This window comes from Streptomyces sp. NPDC057877 (assembly GCF_042796855.1).
Lineage (GTDB): Bacteria > Actinomycetota > Actinomycetes > Streptomycetales > Streptomycetaceae > Streptomyces.
In genome coordinates this window covers 409,028-433,548 of sequence record NZ_JBHVMS010000006.1, presented here as the reverse complement: position 1 = coordinate 433,548, position 24,521 = coordinate 409,028, and the positions used below count along the sequence as shown (strand labels likewise).

25 protein-coding genes are annotated in these 24,521 nt (G+C 71.6%); 22 read left to right on the top strand and 3 right to left on the bottom strand.

Annotated features, from left to right (window positions below):
- Window positions 1-5 precede the first annotated feature (5 nt).
- The 15 genes from ACFVQG_RS20510 to ACFVQG_RS20440 all read left to right on the top strand — a co-directional run bounded on the left by ACFVQG_RS20510 (window position 6) and on the right by ACFVQG_RS20440 (window position 14,517).
- The gene (locus ACFVQG_RS20510; protein ID WP_383384925.1) at window positions 6-893 is read left to right on the top strand and encodes a DUF5936 domain-containing protein; all 888 of its coding nucleotides are present in this window, start codon (window positions 6-8) and stop codon (window positions 891-893) included.
- Between the two features lie 17 nt (window positions 894-910).
- Entirely contained in the window at window positions 911-2,395 is a 1,485-nt protein-coding gene (locus tag ACFVQG_RS20505; protein WP_383384922.1) for a histidine kinase, read from the top strand.
- A gap of 13 nt (window positions 2,396-2,408) precedes the next feature.
- Window positions 2,409-3,314, top strand: a complete 906-nt coding sequence (locus ACFVQG_RS20500; protein WP_383384919.1) for a response regulator — start codon at window positions 2,409-2,411, stop codon at window positions 3,312-3,314.
- A gap of 145 nt (window positions 3,315-3,459) precedes the next feature.
- Window positions 3,460-3,654: a Flp family type IVb pilin gene (locus ACFVQG_RS20495; RefSeq protein ID WP_383384916.1), complete on the top strand. Its 195-nt coding sequence runs from the start codon at window positions 3,460-3,462 to the stop codon at window positions 3,652-3,654.
- On the top strand, window positions 3,654-4,250 hold the full coding sequence (locus ACFVQG_RS20490; RefSeq protein ID WP_383384912.1) for a pilus assembly protein TadG-related protein: 597 nt from the start codon (window positions 3,654-3,656) through the stop codon (window positions 4,248-4,250). The genes ACFVQG_RS20495 and ACFVQG_RS20490 overlap by 1 nt, the downstream gene beginning before the upstream one ends.
- A 34-nt stretch (window positions 4,251-4,284) precedes the next feature.
- Window positions 4,285-4,872 carry a hypothetical protein gene (locus ACFVQG_RS20485; RefSeq protein WP_383384909.1) on the top strand — a complete coding sequence of 196 codons (588 nt, stop codon included), beginning with the start codon at window positions 4,285-4,287 and terminating at the stop codon, window positions 4,870-4,872.
- 7 nt (window positions 4,873-4,879) lie between these two features.
- On the top strand, window positions 4,880-5,503 hold the full coding sequence (locus tag ACFVQG_RS20480; protein ID WP_383384906.1) for an OmpA family protein: 624 nt from the start codon (window positions 4,880-4,882) through the stop codon (window positions 5,501-5,503).
- Between the two features lie 155 nt (window positions 5,504-5,658).
- Window positions 5,659-7,707, top strand: coding sequence for a PrsW family glutamic-type intramembrane protease (locus ACFVQG_RS20475; RefSeq protein WP_383384903.1), 2,049 nt, complete (start codon window positions 5,659-5,661; stop codon window positions 7,705-7,707).
- A gap of 26 nt (window positions 7,708-7,733) precedes the next feature.
- Complete coding sequence (locus tag ACFVQG_RS20470) at window positions 7,734-8,105, top strand: hypothetical protein (RefSeq protein ID WP_383384900.1); 372 nt, start codon at window positions 7,734-7,736, stop codon at window positions 8,103-8,105.
- 215 nt (window positions 8,106-8,320) lie between these two features.
- Complete coding sequence (locus tag ACFVQG_RS20465) at window positions 8,321-8,599, top strand: acyl carrier protein (protein WP_383384898.1); 279 nt, start codon at window positions 8,321-8,323, stop codon at window positions 8,597-8,599.
- Window positions 8,596-9,894, top strand: a complete 1,299-nt coding sequence (locus ACFVQG_RS20460) for a beta-ketoacyl-[acyl-carrier-protein] synthase family protein (protein WP_383384895.1) — start codon at window positions 8,596-8,598, stop codon at window positions 9,892-9,894. The genes ACFVQG_RS20465 and ACFVQG_RS20460 overlap by 4 nt, the downstream gene beginning before the upstream one ends.
- Entirely contained in the window at window positions 9,891-10,901 is a 1,011-nt protein-coding gene (locus ACFVQG_RS20455; RefSeq protein WP_383384892.1) for an ACP S-malonyltransferase, read from the top strand. Before ACFVQG_RS20460 ends, ACFVQG_RS20455 begins: the two co-directional genes overlap by 4 nt.
- A gap of 123 nt (window positions 10,902-11,024) precedes the next feature.
- A complete protein-coding gene (locus tag ACFVQG_RS20450; protein ID WP_383384889.1) occupies window positions 11,025-13,196 on the top strand; it encodes a Tox-REase-5 domain-containing protein in 2,172 nt (723 codons plus the stop codon).
- A 98-nt stretch (window positions 13,197-13,294) separates the two neighbouring features.
- Entirely contained in the window at window positions 13,295-14,008 is a 714-nt protein-coding gene (locus tag ACFVQG_RS20445; RefSeq protein ID WP_383384886.1) for a hypothetical protein, read from the top strand.
- A complete protein-coding gene (locus tag ACFVQG_RS20440; protein WP_383384883.1) occupies window positions 14,005-14,517 on the top strand; it encodes a hypothetical protein in 513 nt (170 codons plus the stop codon). The genes ACFVQG_RS20445 and ACFVQG_RS20440 overlap by 4 nt, the downstream gene beginning before the upstream one ends.
- On the opposite strand, the gene ACFVQG_RS20435 is transcribed toward ACFVQG_RS20440, so the two are convergent.
- Window positions 14,498-14,875, bottom strand: coding sequence for a DUF192 domain-containing protein (locus ACFVQG_RS20435; protein WP_383384880.1), 378 nt, complete (start codon window positions 14,873-14,875; stop codon window positions 14,498-14,500). The genes ACFVQG_RS20440 and ACFVQG_RS20435 overlap by 20 nt on opposite strands.
- A 114-nt stretch (window positions 14,876-14,989) precedes the next feature.
- Between ACFVQG_RS20435 and ACFVQG_RS20430 the strand changes: the two genes are divergently transcribed.
- From ACFVQG_RS20430 to ACFVQG_RS20400, 7 genes are all read left to right on the top strand, one after another.
- Window positions 14,990-15,733, top strand: a complete 744-nt coding sequence (locus ACFVQG_RS20430; RefSeq protein ID WP_383384876.1) for a prepilin peptidase — start codon at window positions 14,990-14,992, stop codon at window positions 15,731-15,733.
- A gap of 39 nt (window positions 15,734-15,772) precedes the next feature.
- Window positions 15,773-16,645, top strand: a complete 873-nt coding sequence (locus ACFVQG_RS20425) for an LLM class flavin-dependent oxidoreductase (RefSeq protein ID WP_383384873.1) — start codon at window positions 15,773-15,775, stop codon at window positions 16,643-16,645.
- 3 nt (window positions 16,646-16,648) lie between these two features.
- Entirely contained in the window at window positions 16,649-17,437 is a 789-nt protein-coding gene (locus tag ACFVQG_RS20420) for a methyltransferase domain-containing protein (RefSeq protein WP_383384870.1), read from the top strand.
- Window positions 17,438-18,048: 611 nt separating this feature from the next.
- On the top strand, window positions 18,049-18,822 hold the full coding sequence (locus ACFVQG_RS20415; protein WP_383384867.1) for an isoprenyl transferase: 774 nt from the start codon (window positions 18,049-18,051) through the stop codon (window positions 18,820-18,822).
- A 315-nt stretch (window positions 18,823-19,137) separates the two neighbouring features.
- The gene (locus ACFVQG_RS20410) at window positions 19,138-20,463 is read left to right on the top strand and encodes a PhoH family protein (RefSeq protein WP_383384864.1); all 1,326 of its coding nucleotides are present in this window, start codon (window positions 19,138-19,140) and stop codon (window positions 20,461-20,463) included.
- Window positions 20,464-20,880: 417 nt separating this feature from the next.
- Window positions 20,881-21,585, top strand: coding sequence for a transglycosylase SLT domain-containing protein (locus tag ACFVQG_RS20405; RefSeq protein WP_383384861.1), 705 nt, complete (start codon window positions 20,881-20,883; stop codon window positions 21,583-21,585).
- Between the two features lie 159 nt (window positions 21,586-21,744).
- On the top strand, window positions 21,745-23,031 hold the full coding sequence (locus tag ACFVQG_RS20400; protein ID WP_383384858.1) for an AI-2E family transporter: 1,287 nt from the start codon (window positions 21,745-21,747) through the stop codon (window positions 23,029-23,031).
- A 310-nt stretch (window positions 23,032-23,341) separates the two neighbouring features.
- Here ACFVQG_RS20400 and ACFVQG_RS20395 read toward each other — a convergent pair whose 3' ends face one another.
- Entirely contained in the window at window positions 23,342-23,875 is a 534-nt protein-coding gene (locus tag ACFVQG_RS20395; RefSeq protein WP_383384855.1) for an alkyl hydroperoxide reductase, read from the bottom strand.
- A 10-nt stretch (window positions 23,876-23,885) separates the two neighbouring features.
- Window positions 23,886-24,440 carry a peroxiredoxin gene (locus ACFVQG_RS20390; protein WP_383384852.1) on the bottom strand — a complete coding sequence of 185 codons (555 nt, stop codon included), beginning with the start codon at window positions 24,438-24,440 and terminating at the stop codon, window positions 23,886-23,888.
- Between the last annotated feature and the right edge of the window lie 81 nt (window positions 24,441-24,521).

The following is a 24,521-nucleotide window of genomic DNA, read 5'->3' as shown; positions in this document are numbered from 1 at the left end:
AGTTGATGGCACTTCTTCTGGCACTGATCACGGGCCTCGCGGTCTACGGCATCTTCGCGGGCATACGCATGTACCGTGCGGACGCCAGACTCCCCAGTGACCTCGCCCTCGCCCTGGAGGTCGGCTCCACCCGCACCGGCGCCGTCGACTCCGTCATCGACCGTCTCGGCATGCGGTACGCGCCCGCCGTACTGCGGATGATGGGCCCCAAGCAGGTCGCCAAGTACCGCCGCAAGATCGACCTCGCGGGCAATCCCGGCGGCCTGACGATCGACCGCTATGCCGCCCGTCGTGCGGTCTACGGCTTTCTGGGGTGCTTCGGCGGGCTCGTGATGGTGATGAACGACAACGTGCTCCTGGCGTTGGTCCTGTTCGCCTTCGGCGCGTTCTGGACGGAGGTCGGCATCTGGTCGGCGATCCGGGTCCGCAAGGACGTCATCGAACGCACCCTGCCGGACTTCCTCGACGTGCTCGCCGTCGTCGTCAGCGCGGGCCTCGGCTTCCGGCAGGCACTGGACCGGGTGTCGTCCAAGTACGAGGGCCCGTGGGCCGACGAGATCCGTATCACCCTGCGGCAGATGGACCTCGGCATGAGCCGCCGCCAGGCCTTCGCCGAGCTCCGCCGTCGCAACGACTCCGAACAGGTGGCGATGTTCGTCTCGGCGCTCCAGCAGGGCGAGGAACTGGGCGCCCCGATCGTCGACACCCTGGTGGCCCTGGCCAAGGACATGCGCCGTACGGACGCCCAGAACGCCCGCCGCAAGGCCGCCCGCGCGGTCCCCAAGGCCACACTGATGATCACGACCTTCATGGTCCCGGCCACGATGCTCCTCCTCGGCGCGGGCCTGCTGCTCGGGTCGGGCACGGACTTCGGCACGGTCACGGGTGAGTAGGGGGGAGGTGGCTCACCATGCCGACCTGGCAGACGTCCGACGAGGACCCGGGCATCGGCCTGCTCCGCCGTCGTCCGAGGACGGCGAAGCCACCGGAGATCACCACGCCTCCGGCGGGCACGGTCCTCCCGGTGCAGGCACGCACCGGCGCACCGGACATCCCGGTGACCTCGGCGACGCCTGCCCTGCCGAAGGAACGGGAGAGGACCGTCGGACCGGTCGCGCCGGACGCACGGCACAGCCACCCGCTGCCCGTGGCTCCCGCCTCAGACTCCACCCTTCCCATCCAGGTCAACGCCCTTCAGGCGATGTGCCGCCAGGTCTTCGGCTTTCGGCTGGCCATGATCGCCCTGGCAGCTCCGGCCGCGCTCCTCAACGCCGCTCCGGGGCTGGCGGCCTGGCTCGTGGCCGCCGCCGTGGTCATCACCTTCATGGCGTCCTACGTTCTGTTCCGCGACTGGGAGCGCTTCGGCCCCCTCCTCCTGCGCCACCCCACTCTCCTGGTGCTGGACACCCTCTTCGGCTCCCTGCTGCTGGTCTCGGCGGGCCCGGACACCACCCTCGCCTACGTCAGCGTCACCACACCCCTGCTGGCAGGCCTGGTCTACAGCTGGCGCGGCGCCGCGGCCTTCGCCTGCCTCCAGTCGCTCATCCTGCTCCTGGTCCATGCGACGCTCACGGACACGCCGGGCGCGGCGGTGGCGGAGGCCCTGCTCCTTCCCGGTCTCTGCGTCATCGCGGGCGCGGTCGGCTCCACGCTGCGCAACCTGATGCTCCGTTTCGGCGAGGCGACGCAGGCCCTGACGGCGGTGCAGGCACGACTGGCGGTCACCGAGGCCATCGGGGCGGAACGCGCCCGTCTCGCCCGCGAACTGCACGACTCGGTGGCGAAGACCCTGCACGGCGTGGCGCTGGCCGCCGACGGCCTGGCGGGTACCGCGGACAAGCTGGACCCGGCACTCGTCAAGCAGCGGGCGGAACTCGTGGCCCGTTCAGCCCGCAGGGCCGCGGCCGAGTCCCGCGAACTACTGACGGACCTGCGCCGCGAGTCGGACCCGTCCCACGGCACGGACGTCTCGCTGGAACTGGCCGCCCGTACGGTGGACTTCGCCTCACGCACCGGAGTCCCGGCCGTGTATCACCCGACAGGCGGCGGGGCGGTCCCACCCGTTCCCCCGGCAGTCGCCCGTCAGCTCCTCACCATCGCCACGGAGGCCATGGAGAACGCCCACCGGCATGCGTCCCCGACCAAGGTCGATGTCAGCGCCGGAGTGCACGGCGATCTGTTCCGCATCAGCGTCTACGACGACGGACGCGGCCTGCCCCCGGGCACCACGCTCGAACACCTGCGCCAGGCAGGCCACTTCGGTCTGGTCGGCATGGTCGAACGGGCGGCCTCGGTGGGCGCACGCATCCGCATCGGCCGAGGCGCCCACCCGAGCGGCACGGAGGTCCGCCTGGACCTGCCGTTGGCAGCACTGAACATCTCGACCACGACCTGAGAGGAGACCGCCGATGACGGCTCAAACGCCCCACTCCGGCCCTCCACAGCCGCTCCCGAACCCGTTCGACGACTCCGTGCCGCCCTCCCTGCGCGTGGTGGTGGCCGACGACAACCCGGTCGTCCGGGCGGGCCTCACGGCCCTGCTCTCCGGCCGCGAGGACATCACGGTCGTGGCGGAGGCCGCCGACGGCCGCCAGGCCTACGACGCCACCCTCGCCCACCGCCCCGACGTCGTCCTCCTCGACGTCCGCATGCCCGGCGTCGACGGCATCTCGGCCCTGCCGTACCTCGTCCAGCTGGCCCCCGTCGTGATGCTCACGTACAGCCGCGAGTCGGAGATCGTCCATGAGGCGCTGCGCAAGGGTGCGGGCGGCTACCTGGTCCACGGCGAGTTCACGGCGGACCAGTTGGTGGCGGCGGTGCGGGACATCAAGGAGGGCAGGGCGCACTTCACGTCCACGGCGGCGGGGGCATTGCTGGCGCAACTGCGAAAGGGAGGGGTGGAGGCTCCCCTCCCGGACGGCTTAGGTGCACGTGAGGGCACCCATCTTCCCCCGCTTAGCAGCAGAATGGACCCTGCGAGCGCGGTCGCGCCCCAAACTACTTCTGCGGAAAACCTTTCGCAACTGCAACCGACTGTGGCACAGTCGACGTCTGGATGGACAGGTGTCGGGGCGGGTAGGCCGCCCGCCCCCGACCGATCGCGGTTCCAGCTCAGCACCAGGGAGGCGGAGATCATGGACCTCATCGCGTCCGGCATGACCAACCAGCAGATCGCCGCCACCTGCTTCATCAGCGAGAAGACCGTCAAGAACCACATCAACCGCATCTTCGCCAAGCTCCACAGCACCAGCCGCGCCGAGGCCGCCGCCAAGTGGCTGGGGACGGCGCCGGGTTCGCGGCGAGAGGTGGGCTGACCCGTGGCGGCTCGCCGGGGCCTGCGGCCCCACCTCCGTGATTGGGCCCGCGATTGGGCCCTGGGACCCTCTGCTGGGCGGGGCGCCGGGACGTACCTTTCTGGCATCGCGAACGGCACCCGAGCCGACACCGGAGGGGAACACCATGAGCAACTGGATCAACACCACCGTCTCGTACCTTCAGTCCCGCGCCGCCAGGAACGACAAGGGGCAGACCGCGGTGGAGTATCTGGGGATCATCGCGGTGGTCGTGGCGATCATTCTGGTGCTCCTCGCCACGGACTTCGGTGCCACGATCGCCGATGCGATCACCACGAAGATCGGCGAGATCACGGGTTGATGCACGGGCGTCACCGAGACGACGCAGGGCAGGCCTTCCCCATCTACATCACGGTGGTGGGGGGCCTGCTCTTTCTCGCGTTCGCGTTCTTGGCGGTCGGCCAGGCCGCGACCACCCGAAACGAGGCCCAGACGGCGGCTGACGCCGCAGCGCTCGCGGCGGCCCAGCACCGGCGTGCACTGCTGACGGGCCAGTGGCTGGACGACGTGCTGGACCCAACTCGGTGGCAGGACATCTTCGAGGGCAACGTGCCGGGTGTGGTGCCAGGGCTTTCATGCTGGCGTGCGGAGCAACTCGCGGGCCAGAACGACGCCCACGTGACGGGTTGTACGTCGGAGCCGTTGCGCTTCACGGTTGCAGTCGAGACCGACGAGCCGGTGGGTGACACCGTCGTGCCCGGCACGGAGGGCCAGCACGCCACGGCGTCCGCCATCGCCGTCATCGAACCCCGCTGCGGGTTCGAGCCCCCGGCCGAGGACGCCGGTGAGGACGTGCTGCCCAGTCTCTCCTGCAAGGGAGGCGTGACATGGGACCTGGACCCGCAGCTCGACCTCCCGGAACCCAAGGATCTCTTCGACGTCCATCTGGCCGACTGAATAGCGAACGACGAGTGATAAAGGAAGCGGAGTCATGAGGATGCGGTTCACGACGAAGGCCCGCAGGGGGATGGTCGCGTTGACCGTTGCGGCCGGTCTGGCCCTCGGCGTGGCTGGTTGCGGTGGGGGTGGGGACGGCGGCGATGACGAGAAGCCTCAGGCTTCGGCGACCGCTTCGAAGGGTGACGGTTCGCAGCCTAGCGCTCAAGAGGGCCAGGAGGGCGATCCGCTGGCCGAGTTGAGGGGCTCCGATGGGCTGATGCTCCAGATCACCTCTGCTGAGCGTGATGCGGGCGGCTTCGTCACCGTGAACGGCACGTTGAAGAATGACAGTGACAAGTCAGTCACCGTTTCCACGCTGCTGAGGGGAAACGAGTCCGAGATCATCGCGCACGGCAGGTCGCTGGGCGGAGCCACCCTGGTGGACAGCAAGGAGAAGAAGCGCTACTACGTGCTACGTGACACAGATGGACGGCCGTTGACGACAACCGGGCTGTCGATCCTCAAGGCAGGCGAGGAGATCACCGTCTTCATGCAGTTCCCCGCCCCGCCCTCGAGCACCACAGAGGTCACCTTCCAACTGCCGACCTTCTCCACCGGCACTATCACGATCTCCGGGTGAGGCCACCATGACCCCCACCCGCCTCACCCTGGCCCTCACCGCCACCACCGTCATGCTCGCCACCAACCTCTACGCCGCCACCACCGCCCACGCCGACGACCCCAGCGTCCCCCCCGGCACCGAGGCGACAGCCGCCGCCCCCGTGGAACTCGACGCCAACGACCCGGACCTGAAGCTCCCCGAGGGCGCCACCCTGGCCGAGCCCAAGGTCCTGGACATCAAGCAGGTCGTAGAGGACCAGAGCGGCGACGAACGCCGCGAGGACACGAACGCGGACGTCAAGTTCGCGCTGCAGGCGGAGGTCCTCTTCGGCAAGGACAGCGCGCGGCTCGGCGCGCAGGCGAAGGCCCGTATCGTCGCGATCGCGGCGGAGATCAAGACGCAGAACGCGACGACGATCCGCGTCTTCGGCTTCACGGACAACCTGGGCTCCTCCGCCCACGGCGACGTCCTGTCCCGCCAGCGCGCGAACGCCGTGCACGGAATCCTGGAGTCCGAGCTGAACGACCCCGGCATCACCTTCGAGGTGCGGGGCTACGGCGAGCAGTACCCCATTGCCGACAACTCCACGGAGGCGGGCCGCAAGAAGAACCGCCGGGTGGAGATCTCCTTCCCGAGGGGAGACGCCTGACCCGACCACCACGAGGCCCGCCCCGCAGGGGTGGGCCTCGTGGTGGTCACGAAGGCGCACTCCAGGTGATCCAGCCGTTAACCTGTCGTTCGCGCGAGCGAATCAGGTGCGAGTGATCGACTCGGGAACGTCGGCTCGGGGAACGGGGAACCCGTATGACCGTACTCATGCTCCTCGCGGCGCTGTACGGCGTCATCCAGGTCTTCCTCCTGTCCGCTCCCACCCGTTCCGTACGCCTGTCCACGGTGCTGCTGGCGATCCTGGTGGGCGCGTACGTGTGCGGCACGGTCACGGCGCTGCTGGAGCTGGGGTACACGAGGACGATCGCCGACCTGACGGACCGGTCGCTGATCCAGGTGGTGAACACCACCGCCTACACCGTCGCGCCGTGGGTGGAGGAACTGGTCAAGGTGTCGCCCCTGCTGGCGGCCGGGCTGTACGTCAAGGTCCGCCGACAGTGGGGACTGACCGACTTCACGGTGCTGGGCGCGGCACTGGGCGCCGGGTTCGGGCTGCTTGAGGCGCTGTTGCGGTACTCCCTGGACGGCGACCGGGTACTGGCGCGCCAGGGCGGCTGGATCGTGCCCGACAGTCTGGCGCCGCCGTACATACCGGGCGTGGCGCGGATATTCACGTCCTGGCTCCCCGCGCCCGCCGCGTCGCTGGGCCTGGGGCAGGCCGGTGACATCACGGTGGCCACCTTCAGTCACCTGGTGTGGACCGCGGTGGCGGGGCTGGGGATCGGCATTCTGTGGCGGGCGCCGGGCTGGCTGAAACCCCTGTCACTGGTGCTCGTCGGCGCGGCGGCGGCGCACCACGCGCTCAACAACTACGTCGCGACGCACCCGACGGCGAATCAGCGCGAGCGGTGGCTGGAGTCCGTCGAGGACCATCTGTGGGCCGTCCCCGTGGCGGCGCTGCTGCTGGCGATGGCGATCGACACCGCCTCCCTGCGCCGCGGCAAGCGTCACCTCCCCGATGTCCTGGTCGGGGACGAGCGGGTGGACGGCGACAGTGCGGCGGCGCTGATCCGCTATGCCGCCTGGCGTCTCCCCTGGACCCCGCTGATCGCCCTTCGCTTCCTGCGGCTGCGGCGGGCCCTGTGCTACTCCGCCGGGGCGGCCGGACCGCGGGGTCGCCCGTCCGACGAGTCCTTACGCCGGACCGTGGCCGATATCGCGGGCCGGATGAACGCCACGGACAGCGCGGAGGCGTGGCGTACGGGCAGGGCCGAAACACGCGCTCGCGTCAGAGCGGCGGTCCGAGCGCGCGTGAGCCGTGGCCGATGGGTTCTGGTGATCCTCCCCTTGGTGCTGATGGCACCGGCGGTGCTGTTCCTCTGTGTCGGTTCGTTCAGGTCGACGGCCGGGTTCCAGGAGCACTTCACCGGCGGTTCCGGCCCGGCGGTCCTGCGTGGCTTCACGGTGGCCGCCATGGTCTGGATCGCGTGGCTGCTGACGGTTCTGCTCCGGACCTGGCGCCAGGCGGCGGCCCAGCCCCTGGGGGAAGCCCTCGCCGCCCATCGCCTGCGCCTCTGCGTCGCCGTGTCCTCCGCGACCACCGGCGCCCTCCTCGTCTACCGCAGCACCGGCCCCACCGGCACCGACGGCCCGGCCATCCCCCCGGCCCACCTCCTCGAAGCCCTGGACCGCTTCCTCGTCTACCTCGGCTTCGCCCTGCTCCTCCTCTCCCTCCTGGCGCTGCTTCCGCCCGCAGCGGGCTTCGCCTTCGCGGGGGTGACGGTGGCGGGAGAAGGGATGCTCGGGGCTGCGCTGGCCGCACGTCTCGGTCTGGCCGGTGTCGCGCTGATGGCCGTGGGAGCGACGGGCGGAGGGGGAGACTCCGGAAGTGCTGGCTCTGGGGCGGGCGGATCAGGTCGGGGTGGCAGTGTGTCCCCCGGGTCGCAGGGTCCGGGTGCTTCGGCGGACGCGATCGGTGGGCACCGGACAGCGTCCGGGATCGCGAAGTGGGCGCGTCAGCAAGGATGGAGGGAGACGCGTACGGAGAACGGCCCTCCCAAGTTCGTCGACGAGAACGGGATCGTTCGTGTCACCTTGAAGCAGGGCAGCAGTCGTGCTCCGGGCAGCGGAACGCCGCACGTGGAGATAAGGAACGCTCAAGGAGATCGGATAGACCCCGCCGGAAACACCGTGACCAGGAAAAGCCCGGGAAACCACACACCGATTGTTTGGGATCTGCCGTGAACTCTGCCAGGGTCGAATATTTTCAGATGGGCGTCTTTGACGGTGTGTACTTGGAGGACGGTTTCGTCCTGGGAATTCAGGCGAACCCCGGTCGTCTGTGCCTGGACGTCGAAGTGGTTCTCACGCCGGAGCATCCCCGGTACCGTCCCCCCGCCCCCGGGGAGCAGTACTGCTATGCGGTCGCCGTGATCGAGTTCGCCGATGTGCGGCGCCTCACCTGGGACGGGCAGGGGACGCCGCCCGCGAAGGACGCGTCCGGTGAGACGGACTACGGCGGAATCGACGCCCTCTTCTGGGACGGCTCGGCCTATCACGTCGAGGGTGACTGGGGAGCGATCGTCGTGGTGTCCGCCGCGCCCGCGCTTCACTGGGGCGCCGGGCACCGGAAGAATCCGTGACGGGACTGATACGCACCCGGTCTCCCGCACCCTAAGCCCGTCCTGAAGCGCGTGACAGTGCGCGGGTGTCGGGCTCGTTCACAGGGCGCCCCCCACGTGCTCCCGGTGATCCACCACCCTCCTCTCCAGACGCATCCCGTCCCGGCCGGTCGGAAAGGCTGACGCCGTGCACTCGTGCACGAGCCGTCATTCGCGTCCCAGCAGAGGAGCCCCCCGTGCCCTACACGATCGAGGAACGACACCTGTTCGACGAGGTCCGCGAGCTGCTGACCGCCACCGTCGAGGACCTGACCGCGGAGGAGATCGAGCCCGACAGCAGCCTGAAGGACGACCTGGGTGTCGACTCGCTGGCCCGGCTGGAGCTGGTGGCCGCGATCGAGGACCACTGGCAGATCAAGGTGCCGGTGGAGGAGGCGGAGGAGCTGACCACGGTGCGGGAGATCGTCGCGCATCTCCGTGCCACCGTCCCGGCCCCCGCCGGTGAGTCCTCGTGAGCCCTCGTTGTGGAGCCGTACCGGCTCCCGCCAAGGCACCGGCCGTGGTCACCGGACTGGGCATGACCACGGCACTGGGCGGTGACGTCCCCTCCACCTGGGCGGCCCTGCTGGCGGGCGCGTCCGGTATCGGTCACCTCGACATCGGACCACCGAACGGCCCCACGCAGCGGTACCTCGCCGCCCGGGCGGCCGTGGAACCCCGTACCGTGCTGCCCGCCGCGAAGGCCTCGCACTGCGACCGTTCCGCGCAGTTCGCCCTGGTCGCCGCCAAGGAGGCCTGGCGGGACGCGGGGCTCGCCGACGGAGCGGCGCTCAGCGACCAGGGCTCCCGGGTGGCCTCGGTCGTCGGGGTCGGGCTGGGCGGGCTCACCACGATCCTCGAGCAGAACCATCGTCTGGAGACCGCTGGGCCCCACCGGGTCAGTCCGCGCACCATTCCGCGCATGCTGCCCAACCATCCCGCCGCCGAAGTGGGGTTGATGATCGGGGCCAAGGCCCGGGTGCACACCCCCGTCAGCGCCTGCGCCTCCGGCGCCGAGGCCCTCGCGCTCGGGTTGGAACTCATCCGGGACGGTCTGGCGGACGTGGTGGTCGCGGGGGGTACGGAGGCCGCGCTGACGCCCCTTGCCTTCGCCGGGTTCGCTCGGCTTCAGGCGCTCTCCGAGCGCCATGACGACCCCGCGCAGGCGTCCCGTCCCTTCGACGCGGACCGCGACGGCTTCGTCATGGGGGAGGGCGCGGGCGTCGTCGTCCTGGAGAGCGCCGAGCACGCCGCCGCCCGCGGCGCCCGTGTCCACGGCCATCTGACCGGCGCGGGCATCACCAACGACAGTCACCATGTCGCCCAGCCCGCCCCGGGCGGCACGGGCTGCGCCGCCGCCGTGCACGCCGCCCTGAGCGATGCGCGCCTGCTCCCCTCCCACATCCAGCACATCAACGCCCACGCCACCTCCACCCCGGTCGGCGACCTGTGCGAGGCGCAGGCTCTCACGGCCGTGTTCGGGGAGGAGTTGAAGGAGGTCGCGGTCAGCGCGCCCAAGGCCGCCTTCGGGCACACCCTGGGCGCCGCCGGTGCGATCGAGGCCGTCCTCACGGTGCTGGCCCTGCGGGAGCGGACCGCACCGCCGGTCCACAGCCTCGACCGCCTGGACCCGGAGATCGACACCATCGGCCTGCACGTCGTCGGCCGCCACCCCCAGCCACTGCCCGCCTCCGGCCCCCTCGCCGCCCTCAGCACCAGCATGGGCTTCGGCGGGCACAACGTGGCCCTGGCCTTCACCAACGCCGCATGACTCCCCGCACCGTACTGATGTGTCCCGGCCAGGGCGCCTACCTCCCAGGCGCCCTGCGCCCCCTGCGCGACCACCCCGCCGTGAGCGCCGTACTGGACACGGTGGACGCCTGCGCCCCCGCCCGGGAACCCACCTCGCCCGTGAGCGCGCTGCTCACCCACCCCGACGCCCCCGCCCCCGAAGACCTCGTCCGCTCCCACCCCCTGGCCTTCGACCTGGCCACCTACACCGCCGCCGTAGCCACCGCCACGGCGGTGCTCGACCTCCTCCCCACCCCCGCCGACGCCGTCATCGGCCACAGCATGGGCGACCTGGCCGCGCTGACCGTCGCGGGGGCGATCACCGTGCGCCAGGGCGTACGACTGCTGCAGATCAGGGACCACCTGTTACGCGACGCCGCGCTGCCCGCGGCCGGTCTGCTCGTCACCGACCTGACCTGGGACCAGGCCACGGCCCTCCTCCACGACGACCGCACCCCCCGCCACCTGGCCATCGCCGCCCACAACGCACCGGCCCAGGTCGTCCTCGCGGGCCCGACCGCCGCCCTGGCACGGATCCGCCCCCTCCTCCACGACCGCGGCCACCGCGCCACCCCCTTCACCAGCCGCACGGCCTTCCACCACCCGCTGCTCGGCGAGGTCCACCGCGTCTTCCGCCGTCTCCTGCAGAGCCAGCCGGTCACCCGCCCCCGCCTCGCGGTCCACACCACTTCCACCGGCGGCCACCAGGCCCACACCCCGGCCCAGCTCCGCACCGCCGCCGCGGCCCACCTCACCGAACCGGTGACCTTCATCCCCGCCCTGCGCACCCTCCACCAACACGGCTACACCACCTACGTCGACACCGGCCCCCGCGCCCTCCTGAGCACCCTCGCCAAGACGAACCTGCCCCCCGACTGCCACGCCCCGGCCCCGCTGCGCACCCCCGCCGCCCCGGCCCGCATCCGCGCCCGCCTCTCGCGCCCGGCCACTTTGGGTGCCGCATTGGGTCCACGGGCCCATCTCTGAACCGGAGCCCCTTCCTAACCTCGGCCCATGATCTGAGCGTTGAGCTGAGGAGGGGGCATGGCCTCGGTCGGGGGAGTTCCAAAGTTCGGTGGTGCCTCGTGGCCGTCGGGGCGGGGTGGGCGGGTGGAGCTGCCGCGGTCGCTGGCGGTGGCGCTCGTCCTGGTGCACGCGCTGTTCGCGTTCACCGTCCTCGGCGGCGCCGGGATGCTCCTCACCGCCGCCTCGTACGACATCGTCGACGGCCGCCTCCTCGCCGTCGCGGCCTACGCCGCCGCGCCCGGCACGCTCGGCTGGTGGCTCGCCCGGCGCAGTGGGGAGGGCGGGGTCCGGGTCTGGTGGGGGCTCGTCGCCGTCCAGGTGTGGCTGGTCCTCGGGGCCTTCGCCCATGTCGCCGAGGGGTCCGGGCGGGGGTTCAGCCAGCTCCTTCTGCCCGTCCTCGTCCTCTACTTCGTCACCCGGCCCGAGAGCCGCGACTGGTACCGCCTCGCCGAGTACGACCGACAGCAACGGCGGCCCTTCTCACTGAGCCGCATGATCCGCTGGCGGCGGGACGACGGGCAGACCGCCGTCGAGTACGCCGGTCTCGTCGCCGTGGTCGCCGCGGTCATCGCCGCGCTGGTGGTGAGCGGCCTCGGCACGCGGCTCTACGGCGGTCTGCAGGCGCAGGTCTGCCGGGTCGTCGGGATGGGGTGTACGGCGGAGCCCGTCGCCGGAGACACCGACAGCCCCGACGGCCCGCACACCGACGGCCCGCACACCGACGTCCCGCACACCGACGTCCCGAACACCAACGGCCCCAACCAACCCGCCGCCCTCGACCCCGCCGACCCCGTCGCCGCCGAGGACGAGACCGACGAACCCCCCTACGAGGACCCCACCCCAAGTGACGAAGGCGACGACGGCGAAGGCTGCTTCTCCGGCGTCGGCGCCTTCTTCGGCTGCGCGGGCGACCAGCTGAAGCAGGTCGGCGAAGGCCTCGTGGTCGACGGCATCGGCGGTGACCTGGAGGGCATCTGGAACACCGTCATCCACCCGGTCGACACCTGGAACGGCCTGATGGACTACGGCCGTTCGCTGGGCGACGCGTGGTGGGACGACACCGCGGACGCCCGCGAGAAGTGGGACGACGGCGACTACTTCGGCGCGGTCCTCGACTGGGGCGGCGCCTCACTGGGCACCGGCGGCACCGTGCTGTTCGACTCGTTCATCGGCGACGAGGTCGTGGAGCAGTGGGACAGCGGCAACGAGACCCGGGCCGTCACCACCGTCCTGTGGAACGTCGGCTCCCTCTTCATCCCCGGCTACGGCGAGGCGAAGATCGTCGAGAGGGTCGGCTCCCTCGGCAAGCTGAGCAAGCTCGCCGACGACGCGGCCGAGGCGGCGCGGGACGCCCGGCGGGCGGCGCGCGCCGGTGACCTGGACGCCCTGGAGGACGCCGCCCGACGGGCCGACGAGGCCGCCGACGAGGCCGAGGACGCGGCGCGCAGGTCGGGCTGTGCCATCGCGGCGCCCGCACGGGTCGTACCGTACGACCCTCCCCTCTCCGGCGGCCCCGGCACCGGGACCACCGTCCTCGCCGCCGCCCAGGCCCGGGTGCCCTACGGCGTGCGCGCGGAGGGCGGTTGCGACGAGGAGGCCAGGGAGCAGGCACGGCGGGCCCGCGAGCAGGAGCGGCTGGCCTACCTGGAGCGCAAGCGGGCCGAGGAGCCGGAGCGGGCCGGGCGCGCGCTGGAGAACCGCAAGGAGTGGCCCCCGCCCGAGCACGGCGACACCGCCGACCCGCGCAACTACCAGCCGCCCGAGTGGGCCGACGACCTCCGGAGCCGTACCTACGGCGACGCCGACGGCGGCGACGGGTTCTGGGCCAGCCGCGACCGCAACCCCGAGCCCACCTGGCGCAACGAGTCCTGGCTGCGCTACCAGGAGCAGGTCACCGGAACCCAGCGCGGCCACGAGTACGTCGTACCGCACCCCGACCCCGACGTCCCCGACGTCGAGTTCGACGGCTGGGACTCCTCCCGGCAGACGTATCTGGAGGCCAAGAACGGCTACGACTCCCTCCTGACCGCGGACCGCGCCGAACTCACCCCCTCCGGCCGGGAACGGCTGCTCACCGAGGCCCGTCGGCAGGTCGAGGCCGCGCGGGGCAAGGACGTCGAGTGGCACTTCTCCAACCAGGAGGTCGCCGACGCGGCCCGCGACGCCTTCGAGGACGCCGGTCTGGACATCGAGGTCGTCCACACCCGGCCCGAGCCGACCGGCGGCGAACGCAGACCGGAGGCGTTCGACGAGTGACCAGCGGGTCACCCGGCCTTCCCCGCCCTATGGTGAAGACCGTTCAGTACGAGACACAGACGAGCCGTGCACGAGACGCAGACGTGGGAGCACAAGACATGCGACGAGTCGTCCGAGGCTTCTGGGGCCCCCGGCCGGAACCGGTCGACGCGCTCACCGCACGCTGGAGCGCGACCCTGGAGCGCATCGCCGGACTCCTCCCGGAGGCCACCGGCGGTGCGGAGCCGACCTGGCGGACGGTGCCCGTCTCCGGTCCCGGTGCCGCGGTCCGCACCGGCGACGGCGCGTCCCTCACCGAGGCGCTGCGCGCGGCGCAGGCGGCCGACGACTGGTCCGCCGCGAACGGCACCTCCCTGCGCGTGCTGCTCGCCGACCCCGCCCCCGCCTGGAAGGTGGAGATCGCCGGGCTGGCGGGCGGCAGCCCGGAGTTCCTGCTCCAGTCGCTGGTCGTCACCGTCGTAGCCCCGGACGACGCGCGGTTGCCCGACGCCGAACTGCTCACCGCCGTCGCCGAGTCGTGGCAGCCGGACTACGGCGACGCCGGGGACCGGACTGTGACGGCCGCTCTGAAGAGGGAGGCGGGCTTCAAGGTCGGTACGCCGTCCGTCGGCTGGGCGGGCTTCCTGTCTCCGGGGCGGGCGTCCCGTATGCCGGACGGGGTCTTCGGCAGGGAACTCCCCGGCACCGGCGTACTCCTCGACATCGCGGCACCCGGCGACGACACCGCGCCCGTCGTCCGGGCGTACGAGGCCCTGAAGGCGGCCGGAGCCCTGGACCCGTTGCCCCAGCCGATGGACAGGCCCGCCCTGTGACCGCCCGCTTCGGGGAACCCTTCGAGCTGACGCGGGCGGTTACCGACGTGGCGGAACTGCTCGCGGCACCGGTGCCGGGGCCCGGTCAGGCCACGGCCGACGAGGGCGATCCGGTCACCGGCGAGTGGACCAGGACCAGCGGCGACGGCTTCCTCGTCGTCCCCCTCTGGGAGAGCGCCCCCTTCACGGGCCTCTACGACCCCGAGTGGAACGAGGCCGCGGCGGTCGCGGAGGAGCATCTCGCCGCCCTCACCCATGAGTTCGACGGCGCCTACGGGCCGCACCGCACGGTCGGCATGCGGGCCCCCGCCCTCCGCGGAGGTACGGGTGAGCCGCTGCCTCCGCTCTTGCGGGCCCTGACCGGCCGGGACCTCCTCGGCGACCTCACCGTCTGGGACCTCGGGGCGGACCGCTGCCTCGCGCTCTCCCTCAACCAGTCCGACGGCGACGCCCCGATGATCCTGGTCGCGGCCGTCTCCGCCCGGCCCGTCACCGAGCCGCCGGAATGACCTCCACGCGGGTGCCCGTGCGGAGCCCCCACTGCGCCATGACCCCCGCCGCCGCCTCCAGTACGTGCCGTGAGCGCGGCCGGGGCAGGCCGAGGCGGCCCGGCGGCATGGTGCGGACGGCCAGGACGGTGAGGTCGCGGTCGAGGTAGGCGACGTCGATGGGGATCCGCATGCGGAAGGTGTGGACGCTGCTCGCGGGGGAGAGCAGGAGCGCGCCGTCCACCGCGTCGCGGCCCAGCAGGCCCCTCGTGCGGGCGCGGTAGGACGTGGCCAGTTCCAGGGGGACGGTGACGTCCGTGCCCTGCGGGCCGCCGCGCACGACCAGTTCTCCCCGTCCGTCCCGCCAGCGTCGGCCCATGTGCCGGTTCCTCCCGTCGTCCGTGCGTGCGGGGACCGTATCCGGTGGCGAGTGGGCCCCACATGGGTCCACGGGCCCATGCCGGGTGCGGCCGGGGCGGATTAGGGTCCGGGCGTGCGCGCACTCATCGTCCTCGTGGCCGCCCTGTGGGGCGGGGGAGCCGGGCTGCTGCTGCCGCGGGCCGCTCACCGGTTCTCGGTGGCCGCCGGGGAGCCGTGGAGCGAGCGGTGTCCGGGCGGGCACCGGATCACGGGCGCGTTCGGGGGCTGGGTGGGGCGGGCGCGGTGCGTGGAGACCGGCTGTGCGCCGTACGGGCCCAGCGCCGCCCTCGTCGCCACGCTCACCGCCGTGGTCTGCGCCGTGCTCGGCGCCGCGACCGGGGCGCGTCCCGAGGTCGTGGTGTGGCTGGCGGTCGCGCCGTTCGCCGTCCTCCTCGCCCTGGTCGACCAGCGGGTGCAGCGGCTGCCCGACGTGCTGACGCTGCCGCTCGCCGCCGGGATCCTCGTCCTGCTCGGCGCCGCCGCCGCGCTGCCCGCCGACGGGGGCTCCTGGGGCATGGCGGTGCTCGGGGCGCTCGTGCTGGGCGCCGGGTACCTGGTCCTCTTCCTCGTCAACCCGTCCGGCATGGGCTTCGGCGATGTGAAGCTGGCCCTGGGCCTGGGCGCGGCCCTCGGCTGGTACGGCTGGTCCGTCCTGTTCACCGGCGCCCTCGCGGGTCTCGCCTACGGTGCCCTGTACGGCCTCTCCCTGATCGCCCTGCGCCGCGCGAGCCGCAAGTCGGCGATCCCGCTGGGGCCGTTCATGATCGGCGGGGCGTTCACGGGGGTCGTGCTGGGCGGCATGGCGGCGTACGGATAAGCGGTTGTCGTACCGGCGTGCGCCCGCTAGGAAGATCCCATGACTGGACTCGGCGCTGTCTTCCGTCCGCAACTCCCGCCCGAGCGGCTGCGCGAGGTCGCCCGCCTCGCCGACGAGGCGGGCCTGGAGGAACTGTGGCTGTGGGAGGACTGCTTCCGTGAGGGCGGGATCTCCACGGCCGCCGCCGCCCTCGCCTGGACCGAACGGCTCCGGGTCGGCATCGGTCTGCTGCCGGTGCCGCTGCGCAACGTCGCCCTCACCGCGATGGAGGCCGCCGCGCTGTACCGGATGTTCCCGGGCCGTCCCGTCCTCGCCGTCGGGCACGGTGTGCAGGACTGGATGGGGCAGGTCGGCGCCCGCGCCGAGTCGCCGCTGACCCTGCTGCGCGAACACCTCGACGCCCTGCGCGCCCTGCTGCGCGGCGAGCGCCTCACCACCGAGGGGCGGTACGTCCGCCTGGACGACGTGGCCCTCGACTGGCCGCCCGCCGAGGCGCCGGAGGTGCTCGCCGGTGCCACCGGGCCGCGCACGCTGCGGCTGGCCGGTGCGGCGGCGGACGGCACCCTGCTCACCTCGGCCACCTCCCCGGACGGCGTACGGGAGGCGCGGCGGCTGATCGACGAGGGGCGGGCGTCGGCCGGTCGTACCGACCCGCACCGCGTCGTCGTCTACCTCCTCGCCGCCACCGGTCCCGACGCCGCCGCCCGGGTGCGTGCGGAACTCGTCGCCGAGGGTCTGGCCGACGTACCCGAGGTCGGCGTGGCGGGGGACGCCGGTGCCGTCGCCAAGGCGGTGGCGCGGTTCGCGGAGGCCGGGGCCGACACCGTGGTCCTCCAGCCGACGGGGGACGAGCCCGACCCGGAGGGGTTCGTGCGGTTCGTGGCCGAGGAGGTCCGGCCGCTCGTGCCGTGAGCCATGGGTGATCGACAGGCTTCCTTCGAGGAACTGACCGCCGAGGGCGCCGCCGTGCCCACCGAGGGCTGGGACTTCTCCTGGTTCGAGGGCCGGGCCACCGAGGAGCGGCCGTCCTGGCGGTACGCGGAGTCGCTGGCCGGTCGGCTGGCGCGGGCCGGGGCGGCGCTGGACGTGCAGACCGGGGGCGGCGAGGTGCTGGACTTCGCCCTGGGCCGGGCCGCTCCGGCGGCGCCCGCCCGGGTCGCCGCCACCGAGGGCTGGCCGCCGAACGCCGCCAAGGCCACCGGCCTGCTCGGGCCGCGCGGCGTCACCGTCGTCGCCGTGCCGGAGGACGCGCCGCTGCCCTTCCCGGACGCCGCCTTCGACCTGGTCTCCAGCAGGCATCCGGTGCGCCCGCAGTGGGCGGAGATCGTCCGGGTGCTGCGGCCCGGCGGTACCTACTTCGCCCAGCACGTCGGGCCGAACAGCGTCTTCGAGTTGGTGGAGTTCTTCCTCGGCCCGCAGCCGGAGGCGGTCCGCGGCGCCCGCGACCCCGGGCGCGAGCGCGCCGCCGCCGCGGCCGCCGGGCTCGAGGTGGTGGAGCTGAGGGCGGAGCGGCTGCGCGTCGAGTTCCATGACATCGCCGCCGTCGTGCACTTCCTGCGCAAGGTGGTGTGGATGGTGCCGGGGTTCACCGTCGCCGCGTACGAGCCCAGGTTGCGTGCCCTGCATGAGCGGATCCGCGCCGACGGGCCGTTCGTCGCCCACAGCACCCGGCACCTGTTCGACGCCCGGAAAAGCGATCGGTAAATAGCCGGGCGGCCGGTGTGGTTTTCACATCGTTATCGGGGGTGGCTCGATTCGGCCCCGGAGGCTCGGGTAGGTTCAGACCAAGGTAATTCGCGCCAGCAAAGCTGCGCGGGGCGGCACCGCGCGGTGGAGGGGGCTGCGCGGTGCCGTGTACCGCGTCAAGCGCGCGTCCGACCTCCGGTTAGCCCATCAGGGGGACGTCGCGTGTCGCCTTGAATCCGCTGCGATTCGGCCATGAACCCCTGGTGAACCCGGCATTCCGCGACCATCGGCGCGTTGCCGGGCGAATTCGGAGAGTAGTTGTGGCACGCAGATGCACCCAGCATCACTTACGAAGGGTTATGGTGGAAGCCCCCCCTCGGGCCGGTCCGTCTCCCCCCCACGGACCGGCCCGTTTTTTCATGCCCGTTTCCTGCCCGCGCCCGGTCGCTTTTCGCGCGCCCCCGCCCCGGCGGACTTCCGCGTTCCGGCCCCTCGGGGCGCCCGCGCACCCGCCTCTTCGACCGCCCGCTGCGGCGCCTCGACGCCCGGCACCCCGGGCTCCGCCCCCCGTCCCGCGGGGGTACGCTTCGCCAGCGGGGACCGCCACGCACGGAGGGGCTGACGATCACGTGAACCTGCGCGACAAGCTGCGTAGCCTGCTGGTCAGGCTGTACGCACGCCGGGTGGAAGGCCACCTGGACCACGCTCAGGTGCCCAAGCACATCGGCGTCATCATGGACGGCAACCGCCGCTGGGCGAAGGCCGCGGGCTCGTCCACCGTGCACGGTCACCGGGCCGGTGCCGAGAAGATCGGGGAGTTCCTCGGCTGGTGCACCGAGACCGAGGTCGAGGTCGTCACCCTCTGGCTGCTGTCGACGGACAACTTCGACCGTCCCGCCGACGAACTGGTCCCGCTGCTCGGCATCATCGACGACGTCGTCCGCTCCCTCGCCGCCGACGGCCGCTGGCGCGTGCGCCACGTCGGCAACATGGACCTGCTGCCCGCCGAGATGCAGCACACCCTCAAGGGGGCGCAGGAGGACACCGCGCACGTCGACGGCATAGTGGTCAACTTCGCCATCGGCTACGGCGGTCGCCAGGAGATCGCCGACGCGGTGCGCTCGATGCTCCTCGACGCCCACGACAGCGGCGTGCCCATGGACGAACTCGCCGAGTCCGTCGACATCGACATGATCGGCCGTCATCTCTACACGGGCGCCCAGCCGGACCCGGACCTGGTGATCAGGACCAGCGGCGAACAGCGGCTGTCCGGATTCATGCTCTGGCAGACGGCGCACTCCGAGTACTACTTCTGCGACGTCTTCTGGCCCGCCTTCCGCAAGGTCGACTTCCTGCGCGCCCTGCGTGACTACGCGGCCCGCCACCGCCGCTACGGCGGCTGACGTACCCCTTCCGCGGCGATCACCAGGCCGTCCGTAACACGGAGTTCACCAGCGCGCCGTCATATGCCGTGGCATGGCGGCGCGTGTTCGAGGGCATAAGCCAATCAGGTCGACACCCGAACCACGGGTGTCGGATCTCAGCGGGCGGCACGGGGCCGTCCGCCCGGGAGGCCCTTTGCACCAGCCCGATCGTGCGTCTACCGCGCGGACGCAGCAGCGGAGGGCCGGTTCTCGGCCCGCAGTGCATCGCGGCCGTGGACCGGTCCAGCTCCACTCCGTCGCTCCCCGACCTCATCCGAGGGGGTACGTCCTTCCGTGGTGACCAGCACAAAGCGCCACAAGCCAGACCGGCGCACCTATGTTCTCGACACCAGCGTCCTGCTGGCCGACCCGAACGCCCTGAGCCGCTTCGAGGAACACGAGGTCGTGCTCCCCGTCGTCGTGGTCACGGAGCTGGAGGCCAAGCGGCACCATCCCGAACTCGGCTACTTCGCCCGGCAGGCCCTCAGGCTGCTCGACGACTACCGCGTCCGGTACGGCCGTCTCGACGCCCCCATCCCGACCGGGGACCTCGGCGGCACGCTCCGTGTCGAGCTGAACCACTCGGACCCCAGCGTGCTGCCCAGCGGCTACCGCCTGGGTGACAACGACTCACGCATCCTCGCGGTCGCCCGCAACCTGCAGGCCGAGGGGTTCGACGTCACCGTCGTGTCGAAGGACCTGCCGCTGCGGATCAAGGCCTCCTCCGTCGGGCTGCTGGCCGAGGAGTACCGCGCCGAACTCGCCATCACGGACTCCTCCGGCTGGACCGGGATGTCGGAACTGACCCTGCCCGGGGAACAGGTGGACATCCTCTTCGAGGAAGGACACCTCCACGTCCCCGAGGCCGCCGACCTGCCCGTGCACACCGGCCTGACCATCCAGTCGGAGCGCGGCAAGGCGCTCGGCCGGATCACGCCCGAGGGCAACGTCCGGCTGGTGCGCGGCGACCGGGAGGCGTTCGGCATCAAGGGGCGCAGCGCCGAGCAGCGGATCGCGCTCGATCTGCTCCTCGACCCGGACGTGGGGATCGTGTCGATGGGCGGCCGGGCGGGCACCGGCAAGTCGGCGCTCGCGCTGTGCGCGGGTCTCGAGGCGGTCCTGGAGCGCCGACAGCACCAGAAGGTGATGGTCTTCCGGCCGCTGTACGCCGTGGGCGGGCAGGAACTGGGCTATCTGCCCGGCACCGAGGCCGAGAAGATGAGCCCCTGGGCGCAGGCGGTCTTCGACACCCTGTCGGCGGTGACGAGCCGTGAGGTCATCGAGGAGGTCACCGCGCGGGGCATGCTGGAGGTCCTGCCGCTCACCCACATCCGTGGCCGCTCGCTGCATGACGCGTTCGTCATCGTGGACGAGGCCCAGTCCCTGGAGCGGAACGTCCTGCTGACCGTTCTGTCCAGGATCGGGGCCAATTCGCGGGTCGTCCTGACCCATGACGTGGCGCAACGCGACAATCTGCGGGTCGGGCGGTACGACGGTGTGGTGGCCGTCGTGGAGAAGCTGAAGGGCCATCCGCTCTTCGCCCATGTCACCCTGACCCGGTCCGAGAGGTCCCAGATCGCCGCCCTTGTGACCGAAATGCTGGAGGATGGGCAGATCTGACCGACGCGCCCCAGCTCGGGGCGGTTACGCGGCAGTTGGCGCCGTCCGGCAAAGGCTCAGAGCCTAGCCGGGCGGCGCCGTCGTGTGGGGCGGAAAGCCGAAATCCCCAGGGGCGAACTGCGTGTGAGCTTTCACACGCAACTCGGAATTGCCTTGCGCCGTCCGGTTACGGCAGAGTCTCAGACCTGTCAGGCCCCGCATACGACACACCTGTGCCCCCAGCACCACGGCACACCACAGGCAACAACTCCATAGCAGCCGTCGTATGCCGCCCGAGCACCACGCGGCGCTCCCCCGCTGGGGAGTTGCCCACCGGGCCCGTGCCTCCCGTGACCCCGCAGTTGGGGAGGCCAGTGCCAGGGGCACGATTGCGTCCGCCAGGGTCACCGAAGCGGGCGATGCTGGAAGGAAAACCGTGTGAGCCGGATCTCGGTCCGGGGATTCGCAGTGGCCTCCGCCACCGCGGTCACCGCAGTCGGAAGCGTCGTCGGCGTTGCCTCGGGCAGCACCGCCCAGGACAACGACGCCGAGGCGGCGGCAACCGACCTGACGCTCCTCGCGGACATACCCGCGGGCCAGCAGGCCCAGGTGCAGACCGCGTCCCTGACGCAGCAGGCCGACGTGCAGGCCATCGCCGCGGACGCCAGTGCCAAGAAGGAAGCGGAGGAAGCGGCCCGTAAGGCTGCCGCCCAGACCGCGATCGAGAAGAAGGAAGCCGCCGAGAAGGCGGCGAAGGCCGCCCAGGAGGCCAAGGAGCGCGAGGAGGCCGAGGAGCAGGCCAGCCGCGACGCGGCCCGGGACTCCACCACCTTCGCGGTCCAGAGTTCCTACACCATCGCGCAGATCCAGTCGATGGCACGGCAGGTGGTCCCCGCCGACCAGTGGACGTGCTTCAGCAACATCGTGGACCACGAGTCCGACTGGAACTACAAGGCGGTCAACCCCTCCTCCGGCGCCTACGGTCTCTTCCAGGCCCTGCCCGGCTCGAAGATGTCGTCGGTCGGCGCCGACTGGCAGACCAACCCGGCCACGCAGATCCAGTGGGGCCTGAACTACATGAACGAGCGCTACGGCAGCCCCTGTGGCGCCTGGGACTTCTGGCAGGCCAACAACTGGTACTGACCCGGAGCCTGCCGGGCTGACCGGCCGGTCTCAACCTCGCGCGGCCCTTCCCCGTCCTAGGGGAGGGGCTTTCGCGCTGTCCGGGCCCCGCGCACTGTACGGTCGGATCCGACGACTCCGGGGGGAGTGGTGGGGAAGAACGGGGGAAGAGGACGGATCATGTCGCGAGTGCCAGGGTGGCTCGGCAGACTCGGTGCCGGGCTCACCGCGATGAGCAAGCGGTGGAGCGAACGGCGGGCCGAGGCGGAGCGGGAACACGCCAAGGAGCGGTCGGAGCCGTCCACTGCCTCGCAGGTGCCGCCGCCCCCTGATCATCCGCCCCTGGTGCAGGCCCGTCCCGATCCGGCGCAGGCCGTGCCGTGGGGGGTGCGGGTGGCCGCCGAGGCCGGGTGGCGGCTGCTGGTGCTCGCCGGGACGGTGTGGGTGCTGATGCGGGTCATCAGTGCCGTGCAGTTGGTGGTGCTGGCGTTCGTGGCCTCGCTGCTGATGACCGCGCTGCTGCAGCCGACCGTGGCGCGGCTGCGGCGGCTCGGGTTGCCGCGTGGGGCGGCGACCGCGCTGGCCGCGGTGCTGGGCTTCGTGGTGATGGGGCTGATCGGGTGGTTCGTGACCTGGCAGGTCATGGAGAACATCGACGATCTCTCCGACCAGGTGCAGGACGGCATCGAGGAACTGCGGCGGTGGCTGCTGGACAGCCCCTTCCACGTCACGGACAAACAGATCAACGAGATCGCCAAGAACCTGCGGGAGGCGGTCGGGGCGAACACGGATCAGATCACGTCCGCCGGGCTCGAGGGCGTGACGGTGGTCGTGGAGACGCTGACCGGCATCCTGCTGGCCGTCTTCTCCACCCTCTTCCTGCTCTACGACGGCAGGCGGATCTGGGAGTGGTGCCTGAAGCTGGTGCCCGCGGCGGCTCGGCCGGGGGTCGCGGGGGCGGGGCCGCGGGCGTGGCGGACGCTGACGGCGTATGTGCGGGGCACGGTGGTCGTGGCCCTGATCGACGCGATCTTCATCGGCCTGGGCATCTATTTCCTGGACGTCCCGATGGCCGTCCCGCTCGCCGTCTTCATCTTCCTCTTCGCCTTCATCCCGTTGGTCGGCGCGGTGGTGTCGGGCGCGCTGGCGGTGGTCGTGGCCCTGGTGACGCAAGGCGTGTTCACCGCGGTGATGACCCTGGCGGTCGTACTCGCGGTCCAGCAGATCGAAGGCCACATCCTCCAGCCCTTCATCCTCGGCCGCGCGGTGCGAGTGCATCCCCTCGCCGTCGTCCTCTCGGTAACGGCGGGCGGCATGATCGCGGGCATCGGCGGCGCGGTGGTCGCCGTCCCCCTGGTGGCCGTCACCAACACGGTCGTCGGCTACCTGCGCTCTTACGCGGAGGAAACGGCGCGGGCGAGGGCAACGCCCTCGGAACCGGCGCCACCCGTGGAACGGGGTTCCTGAGGCGGGCCCGCCCCCGCCGGACGCCTGGGGCTCCGCCCCAGACCCCGGGTGTTTGCCCACCCACCCACCCGTCTCGGTTGGTTGAAAGGGGTTCCCACCCTGGGGCTTCGCCCCAGACCCCGGGCGTTTCCCACCCACCCGCCCGTCTCGGCCAGTTGACAGGCCCCGGCCTGGGGCTCCGCCCCAGACCCCGGCGGGCACTTCGTCCCCTGCACCCCTGCGCCGCAGGCGGCGGTGTGCGGGCACCCCGTCCAGCCGCGGGCACCCGTGCCGCCGGGGCGGCACGGGTGGGCGGGGCGGTGCCCCGTCCCTACCCCGCCAGCACCGCCTCCGCCTCCACCGTCGCCCCCACCGCCTGGATCACCGAGGCGATCTTGAAGGACTCCTGGATGGTCTCGCGGTCGAGGCCCGCCTTGCGGAGGACCTGTTCGTGGGAGTCGAGGCACATGCCGCAGCCGTTGATGGCGGAGACGGCGAAGGACCACAGCTCGAAGTCGACCTTGTCGACGCCGGGGTTGGCGATGACGTTCATGCGGAGACCGGCGCGCAGGGTGCCGTACTCGTGGTCGGAGAGGAGATGGCGGGTGCGGTAGAAGACGTTGTTCATGGCCATGACCGCCGCTGCCGCCTTGGCCGCCTGGTAGGCCTCCGGCGTCAGGTTCGCCTTCGCCTCCGGCTCCAGTTCGCGCAGCACGATCGGGGAGCGCGAGGCGATCGCCGTGGCCAGGACCGTGCCCCACAGCTGCTGCGCCGGGAGGTCGGAGTTGCCGATGACCGAGCCCAGGTTGAGCTTCAGGTCCTTGGCGTAGTCCGGTATACGGGACTTCAGGGTGTCGAGGGACATGTCGGTGCCGTCACTCCCCGGCGAGCAGCGCGACCGGGTCCAGCGTCTCGTCGCCCTTGGACCAGTTGCACGGGCACAGCTCGTCCGTCTGGAGGGCGTCGAGGACCCGCAGGACCTCCTTGGGGTTACGGCCCACGGAACCGGCGGTCACCATGGCGAACTGGATCTCGTTGTTCTGGTCGACGACGAAGACCGCACGCTTGGCGAAGCCCTCCTCGTCCTCGATGCCCAGGTCCCGCATCAGCTCGTGCCGGGAGTCCGCCATCATCGGGAACGGCAGGTCACGCAGGTCGTCGTGGTCCTTGCGCCAGGCGTGGTGGACGAACTCCGAGTCGCCGGAGAAGCCGAGGACCTGGGCGTCGCGGTCGGCGAACTCCTCGTTCAGCTTGCCGAAGGCGGCGATCTCGGTCGGGCACACGAAGGTGAAGTCCTTCGGCCAGGCGAAGATGACCTTCCACTTGCCCTCGTAGGTCTTGTGGTTGATCTTCTCGAACTCCTTGCCCTTCTCCAGCGAGACGCAGGCGGTCAGTTCGAACTCGGGGAACTTGTCACCGACAGTGAGCACTAGCTCTCCTTGCAGCGAGGAAACACCCGATTTTGTCGGGGTTTTCCCATGGGTTGGACAGGTGCCGATCTTGGCACGAGA

Bases quoted from the DNA above. Each gene is read 5' to 3' on its own strand.
- ACFVQG_RS20510 (WP_383384925.1), top strand. From the start codon at position 6: ATGGCACTTCTTCTGGCACTGATCACGGGCCTCGCGGTCTACGGCATC.
- ACFVQG_RS20505 (WP_383384922.1), top strand. From the start codon at position 911: ATGCCGACCTGGCAGACGTCCGACGAGGACCCGGGCATCGGCCTGCTC.
- ACFVQG_RS20500 (WP_383384919.1), top strand. From the start codon at position 2,409: ATGACGGCTCAAACGCCCCACTCCGGCCCTCCACAGCCGCTCCCGAAC.
- ACFVQG_RS20495 (WP_383384916.1), top strand. From the start codon at position 3,460: ATGAGCAACTGGATCAACACCACCGTCTCGTACCTTCAGTCCCGCGCC.
- ACFVQG_RS20490 (WP_383384912.1), top strand. From the start codon at position 3,654: ATGCACGGGCGTCACCGAGACGACGCAGGGCAGGCCTTCCCCATCTAC.
- ACFVQG_RS20485 (WP_383384909.1), top strand. From the start codon at position 4,285: ATGAGGATGCGGTTCACGACGAAGGCCCGCAGGGGGATGGTCGCGTTG.
- ACFVQG_RS20480 (WP_383384906.1), top strand. From the start codon at position 4,880: ATGACCCCCACCCGCCTCACCCTGGCCCTCACCGCCACCACCGTCATG.
- ACFVQG_RS20475 (WP_383384903.1), top strand. From the start codon at position 5,659: ATGACCGTACTCATGCTCCTCGCGGCGCTGTACGGCGTCATCCAGGTC.
- ACFVQG_RS20470 (WP_383384900.1), top strand. From the start codon at position 7,734: ATGGGCGTCTTTGACGGTGTGTACTTGGAGGACGGTTTCGTCCTGGGA.
- ACFVQG_RS20455 (WP_383384892.1), top strand. From the start codon at position 9,891: ATGACTCCCCGCACCGTACTGATGTGTCCCGGCCAGGGCGCCTACCTC.
- ACFVQG_RS20445 (WP_383384886.1), top strand. From the start codon at position 13,295: ATGCGACGAGTCGTCCGAGGCTTCTGGGGCCCCCGGCCGGAACCGGTC.
- ACFVQG_RS20435 (WP_383384880.1), bottom strand. From the start codon at position 14,875: ATGGGCCGACGCTGGCGGGACGGACGGGGAGAACTGGTCGTGCGCGGC.
- ACFVQG_RS20425 (WP_383384873.1), top strand. From the start codon at position 15,773: ATGACTGGACTCGGCGCTGTCTTCCGTCCGCAACTCCCGCCCGAGCGG.
- ACFVQG_RS20420 (WP_383384870.1), top strand. From the start codon at position 16,649: ATGGGTGATCGACAGGCTTCCTTCGAGGAACTGACCGCCGAGGGCGCC.
- ACFVQG_RS20400 (WP_383384858.1), top strand. From the start codon at position 21,745: ATGTCGCGAGTGCCAGGGTGGCTCGGCAGACTCGGTGCCGGGCTCACC.
- ACFVQG_RS20395 (WP_383384855.1), bottom strand. From the start codon at position 23,875: ATGTCCCTCGACACCCTGAAGTCCCGTATACCGGACTACGCCAAGGAC.